At 66.7% G+C, this 20,122-nt stretch carries 21 protein-coding genes; 7 read left to right on the top strand and 14 right to left on the bottom strand.

Annotated features, from left to right (window positions below; all coding sequences use genetic code 11):
- Positions 1 to 7: 7 nt before the first annotated feature.
- Both AU185_RS21455 and AU185_RS21450 read right to left on the bottom strand, forming a co-directional pair.
- Positions 8 to 2,164, bottom strand: coding sequence for a 3-hydroxyacyl-CoA dehydrogenase NAD-binding domain-containing protein (locus AU185_RS21455; RefSeq protein WP_059098276.1), 2,157 nt, complete (start codon positions 2,162 to 2,164; stop codon positions 8 to 10).
- 9 nt (positions 2,165 to 2,173) lie between these two features.
- Positions 2,174 to 3,385, bottom strand: a complete 1,212-nt coding sequence (locus tag AU185_RS21450) for an acetyl-CoA C-acetyltransferase (protein WP_059098277.1) — start codon at positions 3,383 to 3,385, stop codon at positions 2,174 to 2,176.
- Positions 3,386 to 3,611: 226 nt separating this feature from the next.
- Here AU185_RS21450 and AU185_RS21445 point away from each other — a divergent pair, with 226 nt between their 5' ends.
- Positions 3,612 to 4,784 (top strand): pyridoxal phosphate-dependent aminotransferase, encoded by a 1,173-nt coding sequence (locus AU185_RS21445; protein ID WP_059098278.1) that lies wholly within the window; start codon positions 3,612 to 3,614, stop codon positions 4,782 to 4,784.
- 47 nt (positions 4,785 to 4,831) lie between these two features.
- Here the strand turns inward: AU185_RS21445 and AU185_RS21440 are convergent, their stop codons facing one another.
- The 3 genes from AU185_RS21440 to AU185_RS21430 are packed head-to-tail and all read right to left on the bottom strand — an operon-like array spanning position 4,832 to position 6,876.
- Entirely contained in the window at positions 4,832 to 5,290 is a 459-nt protein-coding gene (locus AU185_RS21440) for an SRPBCC family protein (protein ID WP_059098279.1), read from the bottom strand.
- Positions 5,291 to 5,299: 9 nt separating this feature from the next.
- Positions 5,300 to 5,740 (bottom strand): SRPBCC family protein, encoded by a 441-nt coding sequence (locus AU185_RS21435; RefSeq protein ID WP_059098280.1) that lies wholly within the window; start codon positions 5,738 to 5,740, stop codon positions 5,300 to 5,302.
- Between the two features lie 47 nt (positions 5,741 to 5,787).
- Positions 5,788 to 6,876: a CaiB/BaiF CoA transferase family protein gene (locus AU185_RS21430; protein ID WP_059098281.1), complete on the bottom strand. Its 1,089-nt coding sequence runs from the start codon at positions 6,874 to 6,876 to the stop codon at positions 5,788 to 5,790.
- A gap of 18 nt (positions 6,877 to 6,894) precedes the next feature.
- Here AU185_RS21430 and AU185_RS21425 point away from each other — a divergent pair, with 18 nt between their 5' ends.
- Positions 6,895 to 7,857 carry a cation diffusion facilitator family transporter gene (locus tag AU185_RS21425; RefSeq protein ID WP_059098282.1) on the top strand — a complete coding sequence of 321 codons (963 nt, stop codon included), beginning with the start codon at positions 6,895 to 6,897 and terminating at the stop codon, positions 7,855 to 7,857.
- Here the strand turns inward: AU185_RS21425 and AU185_RS21420 are convergent.
- The gene (locus AU185_RS21420) at positions 7,841 to 8,284 is read right to left on the bottom strand and encodes an SRPBCC family protein (protein WP_059098283.1); all 444 of its coding nucleotides are present in this window, start codon (positions 8,282 to 8,284) and stop codon (positions 7,841 to 7,843) included. The two genes, AU185_RS21425 and AU185_RS21420, sit on opposite strands and share 17 nt — an antisense overlap.
- Before the next feature lie 31 nt (positions 8,285 to 8,315).
- On the opposite strand from AU185_RS21420, the gene AU185_RS21415 reads away from it, so the two are divergent.
- Both AU185_RS21415 and AU185_RS21410 read left to right on the top strand, forming a co-directional pair.
- Entirely contained in the window at positions 8,316 to 8,768 is a 453-nt protein-coding gene (locus AU185_RS21415) for a nuclear transport factor 2 family protein (RefSeq protein ID WP_059098284.1), read from the top strand.
- A 49-nt stretch (positions 8,769 to 8,817) separates the two neighbouring features.
- Positions 8,818 to 9,003, top strand: a complete 186-nt coding sequence (locus AU185_RS21410) for a hypothetical protein (RefSeq protein WP_231740237.1) — start codon at positions 8,818 to 8,820, stop codon at positions 9,001 to 9,003.
- 1 nt (position 9,004) lies between these two features.
- Here the strand turns inward: AU185_RS21410 and AU185_RS21405 are convergent, their stop codons facing one another.
- Genes AU185_RS21405 through AU185_RS21395 form a run of 3 tightly spaced genes read right to left on the bottom strand, consistent with a single transcriptional unit; the run spans position 9,005 to position 12,268 of the window.
- A complete protein-coding gene (locus AU185_RS21405) occupies positions 9,005 to 9,985 on the bottom strand; it encodes an NAD-dependent epimerase/dehydratase family protein (RefSeq protein WP_059098286.1) in 981 nt (326 codons plus the stop codon).
- Between the two features lie 47 nt (positions 9,986 to 10,032).
- A complete protein-coding gene (locus AU185_RS21400) occupies positions 10,033 to 11,622 on the bottom strand; it encodes a phytoene desaturase family protein (protein ID WP_059098287.1) in 1,590 nt (529 codons plus the stop codon).
- A 52-nt stretch (positions 11,623 to 11,674) separates the two neighbouring features.
- The gene (locus AU185_RS21395) at positions 11,675 to 12,268 is read right to left on the bottom strand and encodes a TetR/AcrR family transcriptional regulator (RefSeq protein ID WP_059098467.1); all 594 of its coding nucleotides are present in this window, start codon (positions 12,266 to 12,268) and stop codon (positions 11,675 to 11,677) included.
- 71 nt (positions 12,269 to 12,339) lie between these two features.
- Here AU185_RS21395 and AU185_RS21390 point away from each other — a divergent pair, with 71 nt between their 5' ends.
- Together AU185_RS21390 and AU185_RS21385 are read left to right on the top strand one after the other, a co-directional pair.
- Positions 12,340 to 12,834 (top strand): DUF2834 domain-containing protein, encoded by a 495-nt coding sequence (locus AU185_RS21390; protein WP_059098288.1) that lies wholly within the window; start codon positions 12,340 to 12,342, stop codon positions 12,832 to 12,834.
- Positions 12,835 to 12,881: 47 nt separating this feature from the next.
- Positions 12,882 to 13,670 (top strand): MBL fold metallo-hydrolase, encoded by a 789-nt coding sequence (locus AU185_RS21385; RefSeq protein ID WP_059098289.1) that lies wholly within the window; start codon positions 12,882 to 12,884, stop codon positions 13,668 to 13,670.
- On the opposite strand, the gene AU185_RS21380 is transcribed toward AU185_RS21385, so the two are convergent.
- The 5 genes from AU185_RS21380 to AU185_RS21360 all read right to left on the bottom strand — a co-directional run bounded on the left by AU185_RS21380 (position 13,667) and on the right by AU185_RS21360 (position 19,132).
- On the bottom strand, positions 13,667 to 14,512 hold the full coding sequence (locus AU185_RS21380; RefSeq protein WP_059098290.1) for an SDR family NAD(P)-dependent oxidoreductase: 846 nt from the start codon (positions 14,510 to 14,512) through the stop codon (positions 13,667 to 13,669). The two genes, AU185_RS21385 and AU185_RS21380, sit on opposite strands and share 4 nt — an antisense overlap.
- Complete coding sequence (locus tag AU185_RS21375; RefSeq protein ID WP_231740238.1) at positions 14,509 to 15,393, bottom strand: alpha/beta fold hydrolase; 885 nt, start codon at positions 15,391 to 15,393, stop codon at positions 14,509 to 14,511. Before AU185_RS21375 ends, AU185_RS21380 begins: the two co-directional genes overlap by 4 nt.
- On the bottom strand, positions 15,390 to 16,748 hold the full coding sequence (locus AU185_RS21370; RefSeq protein WP_059098291.1) for a cytochrome P450: 1,359 nt from the start codon (positions 16,746 to 16,748) through the stop codon (positions 15,390 to 15,392). Before AU185_RS21370 ends, AU185_RS21375 begins: the two co-directional genes overlap by 4 nt.
- Positions 16,749 to 16,854: 106 nt before the next feature.
- Complete coding sequence (locus tag AU185_RS21365) at positions 16,855 to 18,351, bottom strand: cytochrome P450 (protein ID WP_231740239.1); 1,497 nt, start codon at positions 18,349 to 18,351, stop codon at positions 16,855 to 16,857.
- 112 nt (positions 18,352 to 18,463) lie between these two features.
- Complete coding sequence (locus AU185_RS21360) at positions 18,464 to 19,132, bottom strand: QsdR family transcriptional regulator (RefSeq protein WP_231740240.1); 669 nt, start codon at positions 19,130 to 19,132, stop codon at positions 18,464 to 18,466.
- Between the two features lie 182 nt (positions 19,133 to 19,314).
- On the opposite strand from AU185_RS21360, the gene AU185_RS21355 reads away from it, so the two are divergent.
- The gene (locus AU185_RS21355; protein ID WP_059098292.1) at positions 19,315 to 20,079 is read left to right on the top strand and encodes an SDR family NAD(P)-dependent oxidoreductase; all 765 of its coding nucleotides are present in this window, start codon (positions 19,315 to 19,317) and stop codon (positions 20,077 to 20,079) included.
- The last annotated feature ends 43 nt before the right edge of the window (positions 20,080 to 20,122 follow it).

The raw sequence follows: 20,122 nt of genomic DNA, 5'->3' as shown, positions 1-20,122 counted from the left end.
GTGAGCGCTACGGAGTCAGGGAGGCCGGCGGGTTGAACCGCTCGCCGTACTTGGCGGCCAGCTCCTTGGCGCGGGCCACGAACGCCTCCCTGCCGATGCCGCCCGCGCCCTGGTAGCCGACGATGAACTGCGCCGAACCACCGGTGTACGGCGGGAAGCCGATGCCCATGATCGAGCCGATGTTCGCGTCGGCAGTCGAGGTCAGCACGCCTTCGTCGAGGCACTTCTGGGTCTCCAGCGCCTCGGCGAACAGCATGCGATCGATCATGTCTTGCAGCGGGATTTGAGACGTTGAAGTGGAGCCGGACTTGAACGTTTCCCGCAGGCCCGGCCACAGACCGGTGCGCTTGCCGTCGACGTACTCGTAGAAGCCGGCGCCCTTCAGGCGGCTCGGTCGACCGATCTCGATCATCTTCTCGACGACCGCCTCGGCCGGATGCGGCTCGTAGGTGCCGCCGGTCGACTCGACACCCTTGCGGGTGGCGACGGCGATCTTGTGCATCAGCTCGAGGTTGAGCTCGTCGGACAGCTGTAGCGGCGGCGCCGGATAGCCGGCCTGCGAACCCGCCGCCTCGATCGATGCCGGCTCCACACCCTCGCCGAGCATGGCCAGCGCCTCGTTGACGAAGGTGCCGATCACGCGGCTGGTGAAGAACCCGCGGCTGTCGTTGACGACGATCGGGGTCTTGCCGATGGCCAGCGTGTAGTCGAACACCCGGGCCAGCGCCTCGTCAGAGGTCTTCTCGCCCTTGATGATCTCTACCAGCGGCATCTTGTCCACCGGTGAGAAGAAGTGGATGCCGATGAAGTCCTCCTGGCGCTTCACACCGGTCGCCAGACCGGTGATCGGCAGCGTCGAGGTGTTCGACCCCAGCAGCGCGTTCGGTTCGACGATGTCCTCGATCTCCTGGAAGACCTTGTGCTTGAGGTCCTGGTCCTCGAACACCGCCTCGATGACGAAGTCCACGCCCTTGAGGTCGGCCGGGTCGCCGGTCGGGGTGATGCGATCGAGGAGCGCCCTGGACTTTTCCTCGGTGGTCCGCCCCCGCTCGAGCGCCTTGGCCTCGAGTTTCTCGGAGTACCCCTTGCCCTTCTGCGCGGCCTCGAGGCTGACATCTTTGAGGATGACATCGAAGCCGGCTTTGGCCGACACGTAGGCGATACCGGCGCCCATCATGCCCGCGCCGAGCACGCCAATCTTGTTGATCTTGACCGGCTCGATGCCCTCGGGGCGGCTGCCGCCGCCGTTGATGTACTGCAGGTCCAGGAAGAACGCCTGGATCATGTTCTTGGCGGTCTGGCCGGTGACGAGTTGCGTGAAGTAGCGGCTCTCGATGCGGCTCGCGGTGTCGAAGTCGACCTGCGCGCCCTCGACGGCCGCGTCGAGAATCGCGCGCGGCGCCGGCATCGGCGCACCCTTGAGCTGCTTCTTCAACAGCGCGGGGAACGACGGCAAAATGCTCGCCAGGCCAGGCGACGACGGGGTGCCGCCGGGCATCTTGTAGCCCTTGGCATCCCACGGCTGGGTGTGACTTTCCGGATTCGCCTTGATCCAGGCCTTGGCGGCCGGCAACAGTTCCTCGACGCTGCTGACGAGTTCGTCGACCAGGCCGGTGTCCTTGGCCTTGCCCGGCTTGAACCGGGTGCCCTGCGAGAGCACCTCCATGAACGCCTTCTGGATGCCGAACATCCGCACGGTGCGGGTGACGCCGCCGCCGCCGGGCAGCAGGCCCAGCGTGACCTCGGGCAGTCCGATGACCGAACCCTTCACGTCGGCAGCGATGCGGTGATGACACGCCAGCGCGATCTCCAGGCCGCCGCCCAGCGCGGCGCCGTTGATGGCGGCCACGACCGGCTTGCCCAGCGTCTCGAGCTTGCGCAGGTCGGCCTTGATGGACTCGACCTCGTCGAACGCCTCGGCGGCGTTGTCGGGGCCGACGTTCATCATGCCCTTGAGGTCACCGCCGGCGAAGAAGGTCTTCTTCGCGCTGGTGATGACGACGCCGGTGATCGAGTCCTTCTCGGCCACAAGGCGTTCGACGGCGTTGTGCATCGACTCCTTGTAGTGCTCGTTCATCACGTTGGCCGAGCCGGTCGGGTCATTCAACGTCAGGGTGACGATGCCGTCGGCGTCCTTGTCCCACTGAATGGTGTTCTCTGCCATTGCTTTTCCTTAGACTCGCTCGATGATGGTGGCCACGCCCATGCCGCCGCCCACGCACAGCGTGATCAGCGCGCGCCGGGCGCCCCGACGCTCGAGCTCGTCGACCATGGTTCCGGTGATCATGGCGCCCGTGGCGCCCAGCGGATGGCCCATCGCGATGGCGCCGCCGTTGACGTTGAGTTTCTCATCGGGGATGTTGAGGTCCTTCTGGAACTTCAGCACCACCGACGCGAACGCCTCGTTCAGCTCGAACAGGTCGATGTCGTCGACCGTCAGGCCGGCCCGGTCGAGCACCTTGCGAGTGGCCGGCGTCGGGCCGGTGAGCATGATGATCGGATCGCTACCGCTGGTCGCGGTCGCCACGATCCGGGCGCGCGGCGTCAAACCCTGTGAGGTGCCTGCCTTCTCTGAGCCGACGAGCACCAGCGCCGCACCGTCGACGATGCCCGAGCTGTTGCCGCCGGTGTGCACATGGTTGATCTTCTCGATCCAGTGGTACTTCTGCAGCGCCACGTCGTCGAAACCGCCCATCGCACCGATGCCGTCGAACGCGGTCTTGAGCTGGCCCAGGCTCTCCACCGTGGTGCCCGGACGCATGTGCTCGTCGTGGTCGAGGATCACCAGACCGTTCTGGTCCTTGACCGGCACCACGGATTTCGCGAAGTAACCGCCCGACCACGCCGCGGCTGCGCGTTCCTGCGACCGCGCGGCGTAGGCGTCGACATCCTCGCGCGAGAAGCCCTCGATGGTGGCGATCAGATCCGCGCCGATGCCCTGCGGCACAAAGCCGACCGCGTAATTCGTCTCCGGGTCGGTCGCCCAGGCGCCACCGTCCGAACCCATCGGGACCCGACTCATCGACTCCACACCACCGGCGAGCACCAGGTCGTCCCAGCCCGAACGGACTTTCTGCGCGGCAGTGTTGACCGCCTCCAGGCCGGAGGCGCAGAACCGGTTGAGCTGCACACCACCGGTGGTCTCCGGAAGGCCCGCCGCGATCACCGCAGTGCGCGCGATGTCGCCGCCCTGATCGCCCACCGGCGATACGACGCCGAGGATGACGTCGCTGATCAGGTTCTCGTCCAGATCGGGAAAGCGCAGCCGCATCTCATCGATCAAGCCGGTGACCAGGTTGATCGGCTTGACCTCGTTGAGCGCACCGTTCTTGTTCTTGCCGCGAGGCGTACGAATCGCCTCGTAGATGAAGGCTTCTTCAGACATGAAGATATTTCCTCTTCAGATTGGGTTCCGGGACGCCTGTCCAGATGGACGGTAGTCCTCCGCCCGGCAGCCTAACAGTTTCGGCCAACCTGTTGGTTGGCCGGGCGGTCGGCGGTAATGCTGACACAATGTCGCGCTGAGGGTTCCGCCGAGGCTATATATCCATGGCGACGCTGTCAGGCTGACATTGCGACTAGGTGGGTTCAAAACCTTAGGCTCGACAGCCGTGACAGTCAGACGGCTCCAGCCCTATGCGGTGACGATCTTCGCCGAGATGTCTGCGCTGGCCACCCGGATCGGCGCCGTCAACCTCGGCCAGGGCTTCCCCGACGAAGACGGTCCGCCCGCGATGCTCGAGGTCGCCGAGCAGGCGATCGCCGAGGGCGTCAACCAGTACCCACCCGGTCTCGGCATCCCGCCGTTGCGCCAAGCCATCGCCGCGCAGCGCGAACGCCACTTCGGCACCCCATACGACCCCGACTCCGAGGTCCTGGTGACCGTCGGCGCCACCGAAGCCATCGCGGCCGCTGTCCTCGGCCTCGTCGAGCCCGGATCCGAGATCCTGCTGATCGAACCGTTCTACGACTCCTACTCCCCCGTGATCGCGATGGCGGGCTGCCAGCGCCGCGCGGTCCCGTTGGTCCAGGACGGCCGCGGGTTCCGGATCGACGTCGACGGGCTTCGGAAGGCACTCACGCCGAACACGAAGGCGCTGATCGTCAACTCGCCGCACAACCCGACCGGGATGGTGGCCGGCGACGACGAACTACGCGCGCTGGCCGAACTCGCCGTCGAGGCCGACCTGCTGGTGATCACCGACGAGGTCTACGAGCATCTGGTGTTCGACGGGCACCGCCACATCCCGCTGGCCTCCTATCCCGGGATGGCCGAGCGCACGATCACGATCTCCAGTGCGGCCAAGATGTTCAACGTGACCGGCTGGAAGATCGGATGGGCCTGCGGCGCAGCCGATCTCATCGCCGGCGTGCGTGCCGCCAAACAGTACATGTCCTACGTCGGCGGCGCGCCGTTCCAGCCCGCGGTCGCGCACGCACTCAACAACGAAGAGGCATGGGTGACGTCGCTGCGGGATTCCCTGCAGGCCAAGCGCGACCGACTGGGCGAAGCGCTGACGGAGTTGGGTTTCGAGGTGCACGACAGCTCCGGAACCTACTTCCTGTGCGCCGACCCGCGGCCGCTCGGCTTCACCGACAGCGCCACGTTCTGTGCGGACCTGCCGCACAGCGCCGGAGTGGCCGCGATTCCGATGTCGGCCTTCTGCGATCCGGGCGCCGAGCACGCCGGTGCGTGGAATCACCTGGTGCGTTTCGCGTTCTGCAAAAAGGACGACACGCTAGACGAGGCGATCCGCCGGTTGGCCGCACTGCGCCGGCCCTGACTCTGGCGACGATTTCCGTCGGCAGATTCACAATCGAGACGCCTGGGCTACTCCGGCTGACCGGATGGCTTGCCGCCCAACACCCGTCGGCGCAGACCCTCCACCTGCGCGTCGATCACCGACTTGCCGACCCGCTCGATGAGGAAATCCGGGATGAGCGAGTCGGTTTCGGCGGTGACGTCCATCCGCACAGTCGTCGATGTTCGCGTGTAGTCCGGCCGCAGCGTGTACTCGATGTGCTGCGAGTACCGCTGTGTGGTGCGTTCTGAGTCATACACCAGCCAATCAGGCCCCCAACGGTATTCGAGAATGTCATCGAACACCTTGCCGAGCACCTTGACCGCGGTGTGCACGTGGTGGGGACGGCCGTCCTCGTAGGTGTCCAGAACGTCGGCGCACTTGAAGGCGGGCGAGTATGACGGCAGCGAGCCGACATCGGCCAACGCGGCCATGACGGCTTCCGGTGGCGCTTCGATGACGATCTCGCGTGATGTCCGTACGGCCACGGGGTGCTCCTACCGTGCGTCCGCCATCACTCGTCGCCGGAGGTGCTCGGTCGCGACGTCGAGCACCATCTTCTTCGCGCGGCGCAGCAGGAAGTCGGGAATCGGCGCGGCCAGGTCGATGACGATGTCGAAGCGCACGCGCGTGCGATCCTCGCCGACGGGGGTGAGGTTGTACTCGCCGTGCTGACCGCGCTGCTGCAGGGTGGCTTCGGCGTCCCAGACCACCCAGTTGTCACCCCAGTGGTATTCGAGCACTTCCTTGTCGGTGACGCCCATGATCTTGAACGTCGCCTTGACGTGATGGGGACGCCCGTCGGGATGCCGGTCGAGCACTTCGGCGCGTTTGTGCACGGGCGACCACGTGGGAACGGCGTCGATGTCGGCGAGCGCGTCCAAGATCGCATCCTTGGGCGCTTCGAAAACCACTTCCCTCGATGCCCGGACCGCCATGTGGCAATCGTAAGTAGCTCGACAGCCGCGTGTATAGGACCTTCCAGCTAATTCTCCGGCCAGTCGATGTCGGCGATCGGAGTCGCGGCCTGCGGCGGGGAACCGATCGGACCCGCCGGCGTCCGGGAGAACCGCGGCGCCGGCGCCGCCTGGTCGACGCCGTTGACCTGCACCAAAGTTGACCGGCCGCGCAGGTGGTCGTTCTGCGCGGCCTCACTCCATGTCAGTACCGGTGTCACGCACGCGTCGGTGCCCGCAAAGATCGCTGCCCATTCGTCACGAGTCTTGCTCGCAAACCGGTCGGCGAACAGCCTGTGCATCTGTGGAAACGCGGACTTGTCCGACTGCCGCGGCACCTCGTCGGCACTCAACCCCAGGCCATGAAGCAACTGCGCGAAGAACTGCGGTTCGATCGCGCCGACCGCCATGTACTTGCCGTCGGCGGTCTCGTAGGTGCGGTAGAACGGTGCGCTGCCGTCGAGCATGAACGACTCCCGGTCGTCGCTCAGCGTGCCGGTCGACTTCATCGTCCACATGTCCTGAACCAGCACGGACACGCCGTCGACCATCGCTGCGTCGATCACTTGCCCTTGGCCGGAGCACTCCCGCTCGTAGAGCGCCGACACGATGCCCACCAGCACCAGCATCGATCCGCCGCCGAAGTCGGCCACCAGGTTCAGCGGCGTCACCGGCGGCCGGTCGCGGTAGCCGATGGCCGCCAACGCGCCGGTCTGCGACAGGTAGTTGATGTCGTGGCCGGCGGTCTGAGCCAGCGGGCCGTGCTGACCCCAGCCGGTGATTCGAGCGAAGATCAGCCGCGGGTTCACCGCCGCGCAGTCGTCGGGTCCGATTCCCAGTCGTTCACAGGTGCCGGGCCGGAACGCGTCGATGAGCACGTCGGCCTTCGCGACCAAAGCCAGCAGCGAGGCCGGGTCCTTCTTCAAGTCGAGGTCGACGACGCGCTTGCCGCGGTGCAGCAGGTCGACGTTCTCTGCCGGCATCTGCAGCCCGCCGGGCCTGCGCACCCGCACCACGTCGGCGCCGAGGTCGGCCAGCATCATCGCGGCGTGCGGTCCGGGCCCGATGCCGCCGAGCTCGATGACCTTCACTCCCGCGAGGGGTCCTTGGCTCGTCATGAGTCGCAGACTAGTGGGATGACCGAAACCGACCAGCGCTCCGGCGAGAGCACGCTGACCGTCCTCGTCGCGTTCGGCGCCAACCTGGCGGTGGCCCTCGCCAAAACGGTGGCCGCCGTCCTGACGGGTTCGGCGTCGATGACCGCGGAGGCCGCCCACTCCTGGGCCGACGCCGGCAACCAGAGCTTGCTGGCCATCGCCAACCGAAGAAGCCGCCGACCGCCGGACGCCGACCGTCCGTTCGGCTACGGCCGGGAAGCGTACGTGTGGTCGTTGTTGGCGGCCGTCGGATTGTTCGTCGTCGGCGGTTCCCTTTCCGTCTGGCACGGCATCACCGAATTGCTGCGCGGCGAGACCGGACCCGAGAACTATCTCGTGGCCTACATCGTGCTGGCCGTCGCGTTCGGGCTCGAGTCGATGTCACTAGTCCAGGCCCTGCGACAACTGCGCACAGAAGCTCGTCGCTTCGAGCGCGATCTGCTCGACCACGTGCTCGAGACCTCGGATCCGACCACCCGCGCAGTGTTCGCCGAGGACACCGCAGCGTTGATCGGAATCATCCTCGCCGCGTTGGGAATTGGCCTGCATCAGCTCACCGGCAACGCCGCCTGGGACGCAGTCGGGTCAATCATGGTGGGGCTGCTGCTCGGGGTGATAGCGGTGGTGCTGATCGACCGCAACCGCCGCTTTCTGGTCGGCGAGCCCGCCGATCCGCGGGTGCGTGAGGCCGCGATCAGGCGCATCGAGCGATTACCCGAGGTCGCCGCGGTGCGCTTCGTGCGTCTGGTGTTCGTCGGGCCGAAGCAACTATTCCTGGTGGCAAGCGTCGATCTCGAAGGCGATGCGAGCGAATCACGGGTCTCCGAGACGCTTCGGCGCCTGGAGATGCAGCTGCAGGCCGACCCTTACATCGTCGACGCCGTGTTGACCATCGCCGAACCCGACGAGCTGGAAGCGTCGTCGGCTAGCGGTTCTTCTTGACCTTGAGCACCTGCTTGCGCAGGCCGTCGGTGGCAGCCTCCAAGCCGCCCTTCATCGCGCGCTTCAACACGAAACCGGGGATCGGCACCGCCGGGTCGACGGTGATCTCGAAGCGCACCTTGGTCTTGTCGCCGTCGGGCGTGAGTGTGTACGACGCGCTCTGGGTCTTGAGCTGAGTCGATTCCAGCAGCGTCCAGCTGGCCTTGTTCTCCGCCCAGGTGTACTGCACCACCTGCTCGTCGGAGATGCCCATGGTTTTCAGCTTGAGCCGCACCCGGCCCGGCCGGCCATCGGCGTCTCTGTCGAGCACTTCGGCGCCTTGGTGTTGGGACGACCAGTCCGGTGCGGACTCGACGTCGGCGATGACGTCGAGGATTTCGGCCGGGCTCGCCTCGATCACGACCTCACGGGAATCGCTGGTAGCCATGGCCTGACCCTAGCCCCGTTACGGTTGGCCTATGGAGCTTTGGGAGCTTTCCGCCCGCGAACACATCAGAGACACCCTCGCCCGATACAACTGGTCGGGAGATGCACTGCGCCTCACCGAGCTTGCCGCCGCGTTCTGCGACGACGGCATCCTCGAAGTGCGCGGCAGCGAACCGGCGCAAGGCCGCGATGCGATCGCCGAGTTCTTGGGCGGCGCGGTCGCGGCGCCGAAAGCGGCGGCGTCGCAGTCGAACGTCAAACGCATCGTGCGGCACAACGTGACCAACATCCGGTTCACCGACGTGACGCCGCAAGAGGCGCATGTCGCATGCTATTTCACGGTGTTCACCGAGATCGGCCTGGACCACTACGGCCGCTACCGCGACGTGTTCGTCCCCGTCGACTCGGTGGACGGGGACTGGCTGATCCGCCACCGGTTCGTCTCGACCGACTGGAGCGCGCCGAACTCGACGATGGCGCGTTAGGGGGAGAAAAGCGGCGACTGAAATCCGGCTCGATGGGTACCCGATGCCGGTGAGCGACTACAAGAAAGACAATCCCGACACCACCGATACCGACGCAGGCCCGTCGAAGGCCGACGACGACGTGCAGAGCGATCCGGCTCGTGGCACCGACGGCACCGAGGAGGGCGTGGACTGGTCGGATGAGGGCGGCGCGACGCCGAGCGGTCCCGCCGACACCGGCGACCCGACACAGTGATTCAGCGCGAGTCGGCCAGCTGCGACAGTGTCTCGGCGGCAGTGTGTTTCGGCTGCCAGCCAAGTTGAGTCTTCGCCTTGGTCGTGTCCATGACGACCGATGTGCGTCCGACGTGTAGCCACTCGAGCATCGACGGGACGAACGGCAGCCGCGCGATGATCTCCGACGCGACGGTCGCCGAGACCTTCGGCACCCGCACCGGACGAGCCCCGAGCTTGCCCGTGACGTCGGACATCGACACCAAACCGTCACCGGCGATGTTGTACGCGCCGGGCGGCGCGGATGTCGTGGCGGCCAACGCTATTGCGGTCGCCACGTCGTCGTGATGCACCAACTGCAGCGGTATGCCGGGGTCGGGGACCGGCGGTTTCAACAGCGGCAGCCCACGCGTGATGCCCTTGACCGGTCCGGGCAGTTTGTTCCACGGCATGGCGTCGGCCAGCGCGGGCGCCTTCGGCCCGGCGACGATGCATGGCCGCAGCACATAGACCTCCAGCGGTGTGCCGTCGGTGACCTCGGCCAGCGTGGCCTCACATGCGGCCTTCTGTTGTGAGTAGTAGTGCTCGGGTGACCCTCGCGGCGGGACACTTTCGGTGATCGGCACGGGGTTGTCGGAGTGGTAGCCGTACGCTGCGACCGACGAGGTGTACACCAGTCGGCGCGGGCGCGCCGCGGCCACCGTCGCCTCGAAGACGTTTCGGGTGCCCTGCAGATTCACCCGAGCACTCTCCTCCCGCGAGCCCATGATGATGAAGGCCAGATGGACCACCACGTCGGCGCGGGCGACCAGTGAGTCGACCGCGTCCCGGTCGAGGATGTCGCCTTGCTGATACGTGGTCTTCGACCAACCGTTGTCGGCCGGGTCGAAAGGCCTGCGCGCCATGCCGACGATCTCGTCGACCTCGGCCACACCCTCGAGTGCCTCCACGGCCGACTTGCCGATCTCGCCGGTGGGCCCGGTGACAGCCACGGTCAATCCCATGGACGAGGCATTCCCGGCACCGCCGTATCGGAAACGAACGACCGGCGTCAGGACATGTCGGCCAGCACCTGCTTGGCCGCGTTGTACCCGGGAACGAACGTGATACCCGGCCCGCCGTGGCAACCCGCGCTGGCCAGGTAGAGCCCGTCGATCGGAATCGGTTGATCCAAATAGCCTTTGGGCCCCGGCCGGTTCGGGCCCATCTGTTCGGGGTGGATCAGTCCGTGGCAGTAGTCGCCGCCGGGAGCGCCGAACATGGTGCCCATGTGCTTGGGGGTGAACGTCGTGTGCTTCGTGATCAGACTTTCGAAGTTGGGCGCCAGCCTGGTGATCTTGTCGATCACCCGTTGCCCCATCTCCGCCTTCATCGCGCCGTAGCTCGACGGGCCGTCCTCTCCGGCGTCTGCGCTCCTCGCGTCCGCGGGCGGAAACCACAGCGAGAATGCCGACGCCGCATGCTTGCCCGGCGGCGCGAGGCCGGGGTCGTTGACCGACGGAATCTGTAGCGCGATGGCCGGGTCGGCGGGCACGACGCCGCGCCTGCAGTCCTCCCACTGTTGCTGAAGCTCCTCAGGTGTGCTGAAGATCCCGATGTTGGACTGCATCGCCGGGTCGTTGAGCAGTTCATAGGGTGCTGCGAACTCGGGGACGCCGTCGAGCGCGAAGTGCATCTGTAGATAGCTACCGCGATGGTCCAGCCGGGCGAACCGGTCGCGCACGTCCGCAGGCATCGCGGCCGGATCGACGAGGTGGTTGACGGTGAGATCCGGTGCGATCCCAGAGACGACGATCGGCGCGGTCAGCGTCGTGCCGTCCTCGAGGCGCACGCCGGTCACGCGGCCGGCGACGACGGTGACCTCCACGACCTTGCTGCGTAGCCGCAGTTCGCCCCCGCCGGCTATGAACACATCGCACAGGTGCGACGTGAGCGCGCCGATCCCGCCGCGCAGCTTCTTGACCAGCAGCGCGTTCTCGTCGGGAACGGCGAAGCCGTAGGCGAGCGCTGCGGCGGTACCCGGTGTGGCGGGTCCGCGGTACGTGGTGTTGCACGCCAGCAGCGCCAGCATGCCGCGCAACGCGCCGAACTTCTCCTTGTCCGGCAGGTAGCGGTCGAGCACATCGGTGACCGATCCGAACAGCAGGTCGGTGATCGCCGACCGTTCGAATTCGTTTGTGGCGCAGGCATACATCTCGTCGAGCGTCTTCGGTGGCTGACCCGCGTCGAATCGGCCCAACGCCCGGGTGGGCGCCTGACACCACGCCATCAGACCGGCCATTCCGTTGACGGCTTCGGCGCCGTGCACCTCGTTGAGGTGCGTCAGCAGCTTCATCGGGTCGGTGTAGTAGACCAGCGGTTCGTCACCGACCCCGCGCAGCGACACCGACATCACGTCGAGGTCGACGGTCGGCAACTCGTCGAGCCCGAGTTCCCGGCTGACCACCGCCGACGTCGGGATCTGCACCGAGCCGGCGATCTCGAATCTGAACCCGTCGAACAACTCCACCGTGGAGGCCATCCCACCGGCGTACAGCTTGGTGTCCAGGCAGAGGGTGCGCAATCCCTGCTTCTGAAGCAGTGTGGCCGCGGTCAACCCGTTGTGCCCCGCGCCGATGACGATCGCGTCGAAGTCGCTCATCGGCCGAGGCTGACACGCCATGCAATGTTTTGTCAATGATGACAAAACATTGTCAGTCGATTCCGTCGGCCACGACCCTCAGCGCTTCTCCGGTGAGCCGCGACAACTCGGGCAGGGACCGCTCCTGCCCGAGCATCCACACCTCCATCGCCCCGAAAACCGCGGCGGCGATGCACCGCGCGGTGACGGTGATCCGCATTCGCTCATCGGCGGAGACGGTTGGTGGACCGGCCTCGCTCAGATGCTCCTCGATCGCCCGGGCGAAGTCGGCCTCGACCTGGCGCATGTGCCGCACGACCCGGCCCGGTTCGAGTTCCTGCGCGCGCAACGCGGCGGTCTGCGCGACGGCCCAGTCGTCGTACGGGCGTGCCATGATCGCGGACTGGACGGACTCGACGATGGACTCGTCCGGGTTTCGCGCCGCCAGCGCCGCCCGAAACCACTCCAACCCCGCGTAGTCCGCGAAGAGCAGATCGTGCTTGGACGCGAAGTGCCGGTAGAACGTCCGCAGCGAGACGCCGGCGTCGGCAGCGATCTGTTCGGCCGAGGTCTCCTCGACGCCCTGGGCCAGGAACCGGACCACCGCCGCCCTTCGCAGCGCGTCGCGCGTGCGTTCACTGCGTGCGGTGTGGGCCGGCCGTGGCATGTGCATGAAGGTACCCGACCCAAGTTATGTCACGATTGACAAAACTTCGGCGGGTGGCCAGACTCCCCGCTATGGTCTCGCTGATCGTTCACCTCCTCCTCGGGTTCGCCACGCTCGCCGTGATCGTCAAGGCAAATCCGGCGATCTTCGCGCGCTACTCCTCGGGCCCGCAGGTCACCAAGCTCGAGTTGTTCTACTACGTCGCAGGCATCGCCTCGGTGCTGCTCGGCTACTACTTCAACAACCAGTTCGTGGCCGAGTACGCGCCACCGGGTGGGCTGCACAACTTCATCTGGGGACCCGGCAGTTGGTCGGAGTTCATCGCGCTGGGCTACGACAACCCGGCCGCCGGCTCGGCGAGCCAGGACTACACGATCATGAGCCTGCTGCTCTTCCCGGCATGGTTGCTGGTCGACGGCCGCAGGCGCGGAATCAAACATGCCTGGCTGTATCTCGGCTTCATCCTGTTCGCCAGTTCGGCGTTCGCCTGGGCGTTCTACCTGGCCACGATCGAGCGGCAGCGCCGGCATCAGCAGTCGGCGGCGGAGGTCAAGTCGACCGCCTGACGCCGCTTCCGGCCGTACAGTGCGGAGATGATCACCGGCGGCGCGCCGTGAAGGTGCACCACCTCAACTGTGGATCGATGCGACCGCCGAGCGTGCATCGCCTGGTGTGCCATGTGCTGCTCGTCGAGACCGACAACGGTCTGGTACTCGTCGACAGCGGCTACGGCCTGCGCGACTGCGACGCTCCGGCGCCGCGCACCGGCCCGATCCGCCGCATCACCCGACCGGTCTTCGACCGCGACGAGAGCGCCGTTCGACAGGTGCAACGGTTGGGCTTTCGCCGCGACGATGTGCGACACATCGTCGTCACCCACTTCGACGCCGACCACATCGGCGGCATCGCGGACTTTCCGGACGCCGAAATTCATTGCACCGCAGCAGAAGCGCTCGGCGCGATGCAAGCGCCCACGCGGGCGGAGAAGTTCAGGTTCCGGCCCGCGCAGTGGGCGCACGGACCCAAGATCGTCGCACACGATCCCGACGGCGAGCCGTGGCGCGGCTTCGCCGCCGCCAAGGAGCTGACCGAAATCTCGGCGGGCCTTGTGCTGGTCTCGCTGCCTGGGCATACCCGTGGCCACGCCTGTGTCGCCGTCGATGCCGGCAGCCGCTGGCTGCTGCACTGCGGGGACGCGTTCTACCACCCCAGTACCATCGGGGGCGAAGGTCGAATTCCCTGGCTGTTAGGAGCTTTCGAGGAGTTCGCGGCGTTCGACCGCAAACGGGTGCGCGACAACCACGCCCGGCTCACCGAGCTGTACGGCCGCAACGAGCCCGACCTGTTCCTGATCTGTTCGCACGATCCTGGCCTGTTGGACCTCGCGGTCCGGACCGCCTAGCGGCTCGAGCGCTTGCGCAGGAACGCCTCGAGGCCGCCGAGCGCGTCGTAGTAGCGGGTCGGCGCAATGCGTCCGAGCGCGTCGAACAGGTAGGCGTCGGGGCCGACGAGGATGCGGGCCTTGCCTGCCTCCACGCCCCGGTGAATGATCGCCGCCGCCTTGTCCGGTTGCGTCATCGTGATCGAGGCGAACTCCTGGGCCATCTGTTCCTGGGTGCGGCCACGGCCGTCGGGATCCTGCCGGTACCGAGCGTTGCGCACGATGTTGGTGTTGATGCCGCCCGGATGCACGTTGACCGCCGATACCCCGGTGCCGCGCAATTCCTGGCGAAGCGAGTCGGTGAACCCGCGGACCGCGAATTTGGCTGCACAGTAGGCGCTTTGCGTCGGCATGCCGACGAGGCCGAACACGCTCGACGTGTTGACGACAACGCCTTCGTCCTGTTCGACGAGGATCGGCAGGAACGCCCTGGTGCCGTTGACCACACCACCGAAGTTGATGTCCCACAGCCACTGATCGTCTTCCGGCACTGCGTCCAGCACTTTCGACGCCACCGCGACGCCCGCGTTGTTGAACACCGCGCCGATCGGCTGCGGCGCCCACTCACGCACCTCGGCGGCGAAGTCGCGCTGCGCGTCGGCGTCGCGCACGTCGAGCACCCGCAGCAAGGCCGGACCGCGCAGCGACGCCTCTGTCTCCTTGAGCCCGCGCTCGTCGACGTCGGCGATGGCCACCGGGCAGCTGTACGACGAAAGACGTTGTGCCAGTGCACGACCGATGCCTGATGCGGCGCCGGTGATTACCGCGGTGCGGCCGCTTATCGTCCTGCGCTGCTTGCTCATGCTGACTCCTTGACGGTGATGTGGTCGATGATGAGGTCAATGACGCGGTCCCACGCACCGGTGGGCAGGTCATGGCCGAGGCCTTGGATGGTTTCCAATCGAGCGCCCGGGATCGCGCGCGCGGTCGCCGCGCCGCCGGTCGGGTGCACCATGCGGTCCCGGTCGCCGTGGATGACCAGGGTGGGCACGTCGATGTGGGCGAGTTCGGCGGTTCGGTCGCCGGAGGCGAAGATGCCCGCGAGTTGGCGCACGATGCCGCCGTTGGTCGGGTCGCGGTCCCAGGCGATGGCTGCGGCTTCGCGGACCGCGCGCTCGTCGTACGGGTAGCCGTGAGAGCCGATGTGTCGGAACATGTTCGCCGCACGGTCCATCGCCTCGGCGCGCGTGCGCGGCGGCCGGGCCGTCAACATGCGCCGCCAGGTCGACCACGCGGGCCTGCCGAGACGGGACGCACCCGTGGTCGACATGATCGAGGTCAACGTGCGGACACGGCCGGGGTGATGCGCGGCGACGGTCTGCGCGATCATGCCGCCCATCGAAATTCCGACCAAATGCGCGTCTTGGTAGCCGAGCGCGTCCATCAGCCCGATGGTGTCGCGTGCCATGTCGCCCAGGTGGTAGGAGTTGCGGCCGCGGAACATCGCGACGGGGTTCGGCGGCCGGTGGGTCATGTGGGTGGACCGGCCCGCGTCGCGGTTGTCGAAGCGTGTCACGCAGAACCCGCGGGCGGCCAGTACGGTGACAAAATCGTCCGGCCAGGAATGCAACTGCTGGCCGAGGCCGGCGATCAGCAGCAATGGTGCGTCTGTCGGATCGCCGATCTGCTGATAGCACAGCTCGATGCCGCGGCCGACGTCGACGACCGTCTCTTGCCCGATCACGCCGACACCCGCTGTTCATCGCTCTTCGAAGTCATCCGGGTCGCCGTCGGCCGCCGGAACACGACGGCGCGGCCACCGCGGGCAGGCGCGGTGGCGACCCCGCGTGACCGCCGACGCTCCCCCGGTTCATATGTCGTGCCGAACTCGAACTCGCGCAACAGGGTTCGCAATGTGACGTTCATTTCCATGTTCGCGAACGCGGCACCGATACACCGGCGGATGCCCCCGCCGTAGGGAATCCAGGTGTGGGTGTCGGGGTTGGCCCCGAGGAACCGGTCCGGGTTGAACACGGCGGGATCGGTGAAGTTCTGCGGGGACTCGTGAGACATCCCGATGCTGGCGATGACGGTGTGGCCCTTCGGAACCACCCACTCGCCCAGCCGAAGCCGACCACGGGTGACCCTGATCGTCGCCTCGACGACGGGTCTTGTCCGCTGCACCTCCCACACCGCGGCCTGGGTCAACTCGGTGCCGCCGGCGTCGACTTCGGCGGTCAGCCGCGACAGCAGCCTTGGATGTCGGCGCAGCCGTTCGACCGCCCACGCCAGCGTGGTCGCGGTCGTCTCGTGCCCGGCGGCCAGCAGCGTGAGCAGTTCGTCGGCGACGTGACCGTCGGAGATCGGCGAACCGTCCTCGTAGCGGGCCTGCAACAGCAGGGCGAGGATGTCGGTGCGGTGTTCGAATTCGGGGTCGGCGCGCGCCTCGGAGATGAGCGTCGCGATGATCTCGTCGTAGTGCCGCCGAGCGCGCTGCACCCGGCCCCACGGACTCCACGGCCCGACATCGCGCCGCAGCGCCTTGGGTAGCAGGGCCATTCGGGACGCCAGCGGCACCATCGGCGGCAGCAGTTCGCGCAGCTCGTCGAGAGCGCCGCCCTCGGCACCGAAGACCGTGCGCAGGATCGCGTTGAGCGTGATGCGCATCATCGGCTCCAACGTTTCGAACTCGTGGCCCTCGGGCCATGTGGCGATCTCGCGCATCACCTCTTCCTCGACGATCGCCTCGTAACCGACCATCCGCTTGCCGTGGAACGGAGGCACGAGCAGTTTTCGCCGTTCGCGATGCTCGTCGCCGTCGAGGCTGAACGTCGACCCCGGTCCCAGCACCTGCCCGAGGTTGGATGCCCTGGCAACCAGGTCACTGTTCGAGGTGAACAGTTCCTTGATGAGGCTTCGCTCGCTGATCACGAGTGCGGGGCCAAAGACCGGCAGTTCGACGCTGAACGCACCACCGTACTTGCGGCCGAGCGCCACGATCGCCCTGTGCCGGGCGGTCAGGAATGCCAGTCCGACCGCCGCCTTGGGGAGCCGAGGCCCGGGCGGGAGCCGCACGGGGTCCGTCGTCGCTTCGGCCATGAGCCGCCTTTCCTACTGCGCGGTGGTACACCAAGGTACCGATGTACGGTACGTGGTGGTACCGGAGAAGACAAGGGGGCGGCTCCCCGTAGCGCCCGGCGCGGCGTCACCCCCTGGCGGGGCGCAAGTCCGCGTGCGCCCGCGGCCGAAGTGACATCATCAGGGGCCCGTCCGGACCGCCGGTGAAGGTGAGTTCGCGGCGCAGTCGCTGGCCGGGGACGAGGACGAGCTCGAATCGCTGCGCCAAAGTCGCCACCAAGAGGTTCGCCTCCAGGGTGGCGAAGCCCGAGGCGACGCACATCCGCTTGCCGGCGCCGAACGGGATGTGAGCGCGACGCTGGTGCGGGTCGAGGTTCTCTTTCAAGAAGCGCCCCGGGTGGAAGTTCTGCGGGTCCTCCCATACCCGGTCGTTGTGGTGCACGCCGTGGATGAGGATCGCGACGTTGGTGCCGCGCTTGATCGGGTAGTCGCCGAGGACGTCGTCGGACTTGGCCACCCTGCCCAGCCCCATGATCGGCGGATACCTGCGCATTGCCTCCGCAACCACCGCCTGGGTCCACGGCAAGTTGTCGACGTCGTCGGCGGTGGGCTCGCGGCCGGCGAGTACCTCGTCGAGCTCACGGCCGAGCCGGCTTCGTGCCTGCGGGTTCTGAGACAGCAGATACCAGGTCCAAGCCAGGGCGGCCGCAGTGGTTTCGAAGCCCGCGCCGAGGAACGTCATCAGCTCGTCGCGGATCTCCACATCGCTGTAGCGGTAACCCGTTTCGGGATCCTGGGCGGCAATCAGCAGCGCCAGCAGATTGTCGGTGCGGTCGATGCGTCCACTGCGATACTCGGCGATCAGTCCGTCGATGAACCGCTCGATGCGGCGCAGCCCGCGCATGGTGCGTGGAGCGGTGACCGAGGCGCCGACGCGTAGCGCCTTGATGGCGAGCCGCGGTGAGCCCACGCGGTCGCTGAGCCGGCGCCACGGCCGCGCCGCTGCGCCGATGAACCCGTAGCCGAAAAGCGTGAGCAGCCTGGAGAAGTCGATCCGCATTTGTTCGGCGAGCCGACCGCTCAGCTCGATGCCGAACATGGTGCGGGCGATGACGTCCATGGTGATGTAGTTCATCTCGGCCGCAATGTCGAGGGGCTGGCCAGTGGCGGCATGGCGATGCCACCGCTCGGCGGCGGCCACTGCCGCGGCGGTCATCTGTGGGGCGAGAGTGTCGACCTGTCGCTTCGCGAAGATCGGCTGCACCAATCGGCGATTGCGTTGCCACTGCTCATCGTTGAGGTCGGTGACTAGGCCACGGCCGAAAGCCACTGCGAGAAGATCGTATTCGGCGTTCTTCGCGTAGTTGTCCTGATTGGAGACCAGGACGTGGCGGGCGATGTCTGGATTGCGGACGACGACGAACTTGGCCAGCGGCGCTCGAGCCACCACGATGTCGTCCTGGCCCGGCAGCTGCGAGGCGTAGTCGAAGATGGTGTGGCGGTATCCCGCCCACAGCCCCTTGAACGTCAGCTGCCAGGACCTGAGCCAGCCGATCTGCGTGTGCTGCCAGCGGACAAAGGTGGGGGCCCAGCTCGGCGGATGAAGTTCTGCGTTGACGCCCACGAACTTATACAGTACCGCCGGTACTGCATAAGTTCTAGACCCTGCCGTTCTCGATCGCGCCGGCCTGTGAAGATGCGGCTCCACGCGAGGTTCAGCCACCGGCCGCGCCGTCTTACCCCAACAAGGCGGCGATAGCCTGCTGGGCCTTGGTGATATCGGGTTGGTCGCCGGTGATGATGTCGGCGTAGAGGAACGATTCGACGATTCGCACAATCAAGTAGGCGAGGTCGTTCGGCGGTAACGGAGGTTGCAGTCCTGCATTCGTGATCTCTTCGCGCAGAAGGGTTTCCACTGCGGCGACAATTCGTTGCTGGACCGTGCTGGCGCGGGTGGTAAGGATTCGCAACGCGCGTTCGGGTTCACGTCGCAGGAACTCACGGAAGTAGTCGGCCTCATCGAGCATTGTGGCGAACCGGTCCATGATGGCCACCACCCGCCGCCCGCCGCGCCCGGGCGCGCCGTCGGCCGCCAGTGCCAGCGTCGGTTCGGCGAGTGACCAGATGATCTCCGCGACCAACTCATCTCGTCCGCCGACCCAGCGAAAGAGAGTCGCTCGGTTCACTCCTAGTTCGGCGGCCAGTTCCTGCATCTCGATCCGGCGGCCGTCGATGAACCACCGCCGGGCGATGCGGAAGGCGGTCAACGCGTCGGGGCGACGGTCCACCTCGGCCAACATCCGGGCCAGCCGCGTTTCGGTGATGATGCACCTCCCGTAGGTGAGCGCCGTTGACAACGTCCCGGCGTACGACGCAGGATCGCGAAATCCTAGCAAGCGTTGCACACGACGCGGACCGTGCAGACGTCGGTGTCGCGGCAAAAGGCCCAGGAAACGCCTTAGATCTACCCTGCGTGCAGTTGACGTCCAGCGTTCACCGCGTGTGACGTTCATCCTATTCACTGCATCTATGCAACATATCTAGCTATGGTGCATTCCGGGAAATCTTTCGACAGGGGGAGTTTGTGATGAGCGTTCTGGACCGCTTCCGGATCGATGACCGGGTCGCGATCGTCACCGGCGCATCCAGCGGTGTCGGTGTCTCCTTCGCGCAGGCACTCGCAGAAGCCGGTGCCGATGTGGTGCTCGGCGCGCGGCGCGAGGACAAGCTGGCCGGCACCCGCGCGCTGGTGGAGTCGGCGGGCCGCAAGGCGGTCGCAGTGCGTACCGACGTCACGAAGCCCGAGGACTGCCAGGCCCTGGTCGACGCCGCGATGGAGACGTTCGGGCGGGTCGACATCCTGGTCAACAACGCCGGCGTGGGCACGGCGATGCCGGCCATCCGGGAGACCCCCGACGCATTCCGGTCGGTCATCGACATCAACCTGCACGGCTGCTTTTGGATGGCGCAGGCCTGCGCCAAGGTCATGCAGCCCGGCAGCTCGATCGTCAACATCACCAGCATCCTCGGCATGACCACCGCCGGGCTGCCGCAGGCCGCGTACGCCTCGTCCAAGGCCGGGCTGATCGGACTCACCATGGATCTGGCCCAGGAATGGACGGGCCGGCGGGGAATCCGGGTCAACGCGCTCGCACCCGGCTACTTCAAGTCCGAGCTGACCGACAAATTGAGCGACGAGTACTTCGAGTCCACCGTCATCCCGCGCACCCTGACCGGCCGGCTCGGCTACGCCGAAGAACTCAGTGCCGCGCTGATCTTTTTGGCCAGCGATGCCAGCAGTTACGTCACCGGCATCACGCTGCCCGTCGAGGGCGGGATGTCGACCAGCTGAAAAGCGTTCGACGCGAAACGATTTCACAGCACGCAGCCACTAG

The organism is Mycobacterium sp. GA-0227b (assembly GCF_001499855.1).
GTDB lineage: Bacteria > Actinomycetota > Actinomycetes > Mycobacteriales > Mycobacteriaceae > Mycobacterium.
The sequence above is the reverse complement of the archived record's forward strand: the minus strand, read 5'-3'. Positions and strand labels throughout refer to the sequence as shown.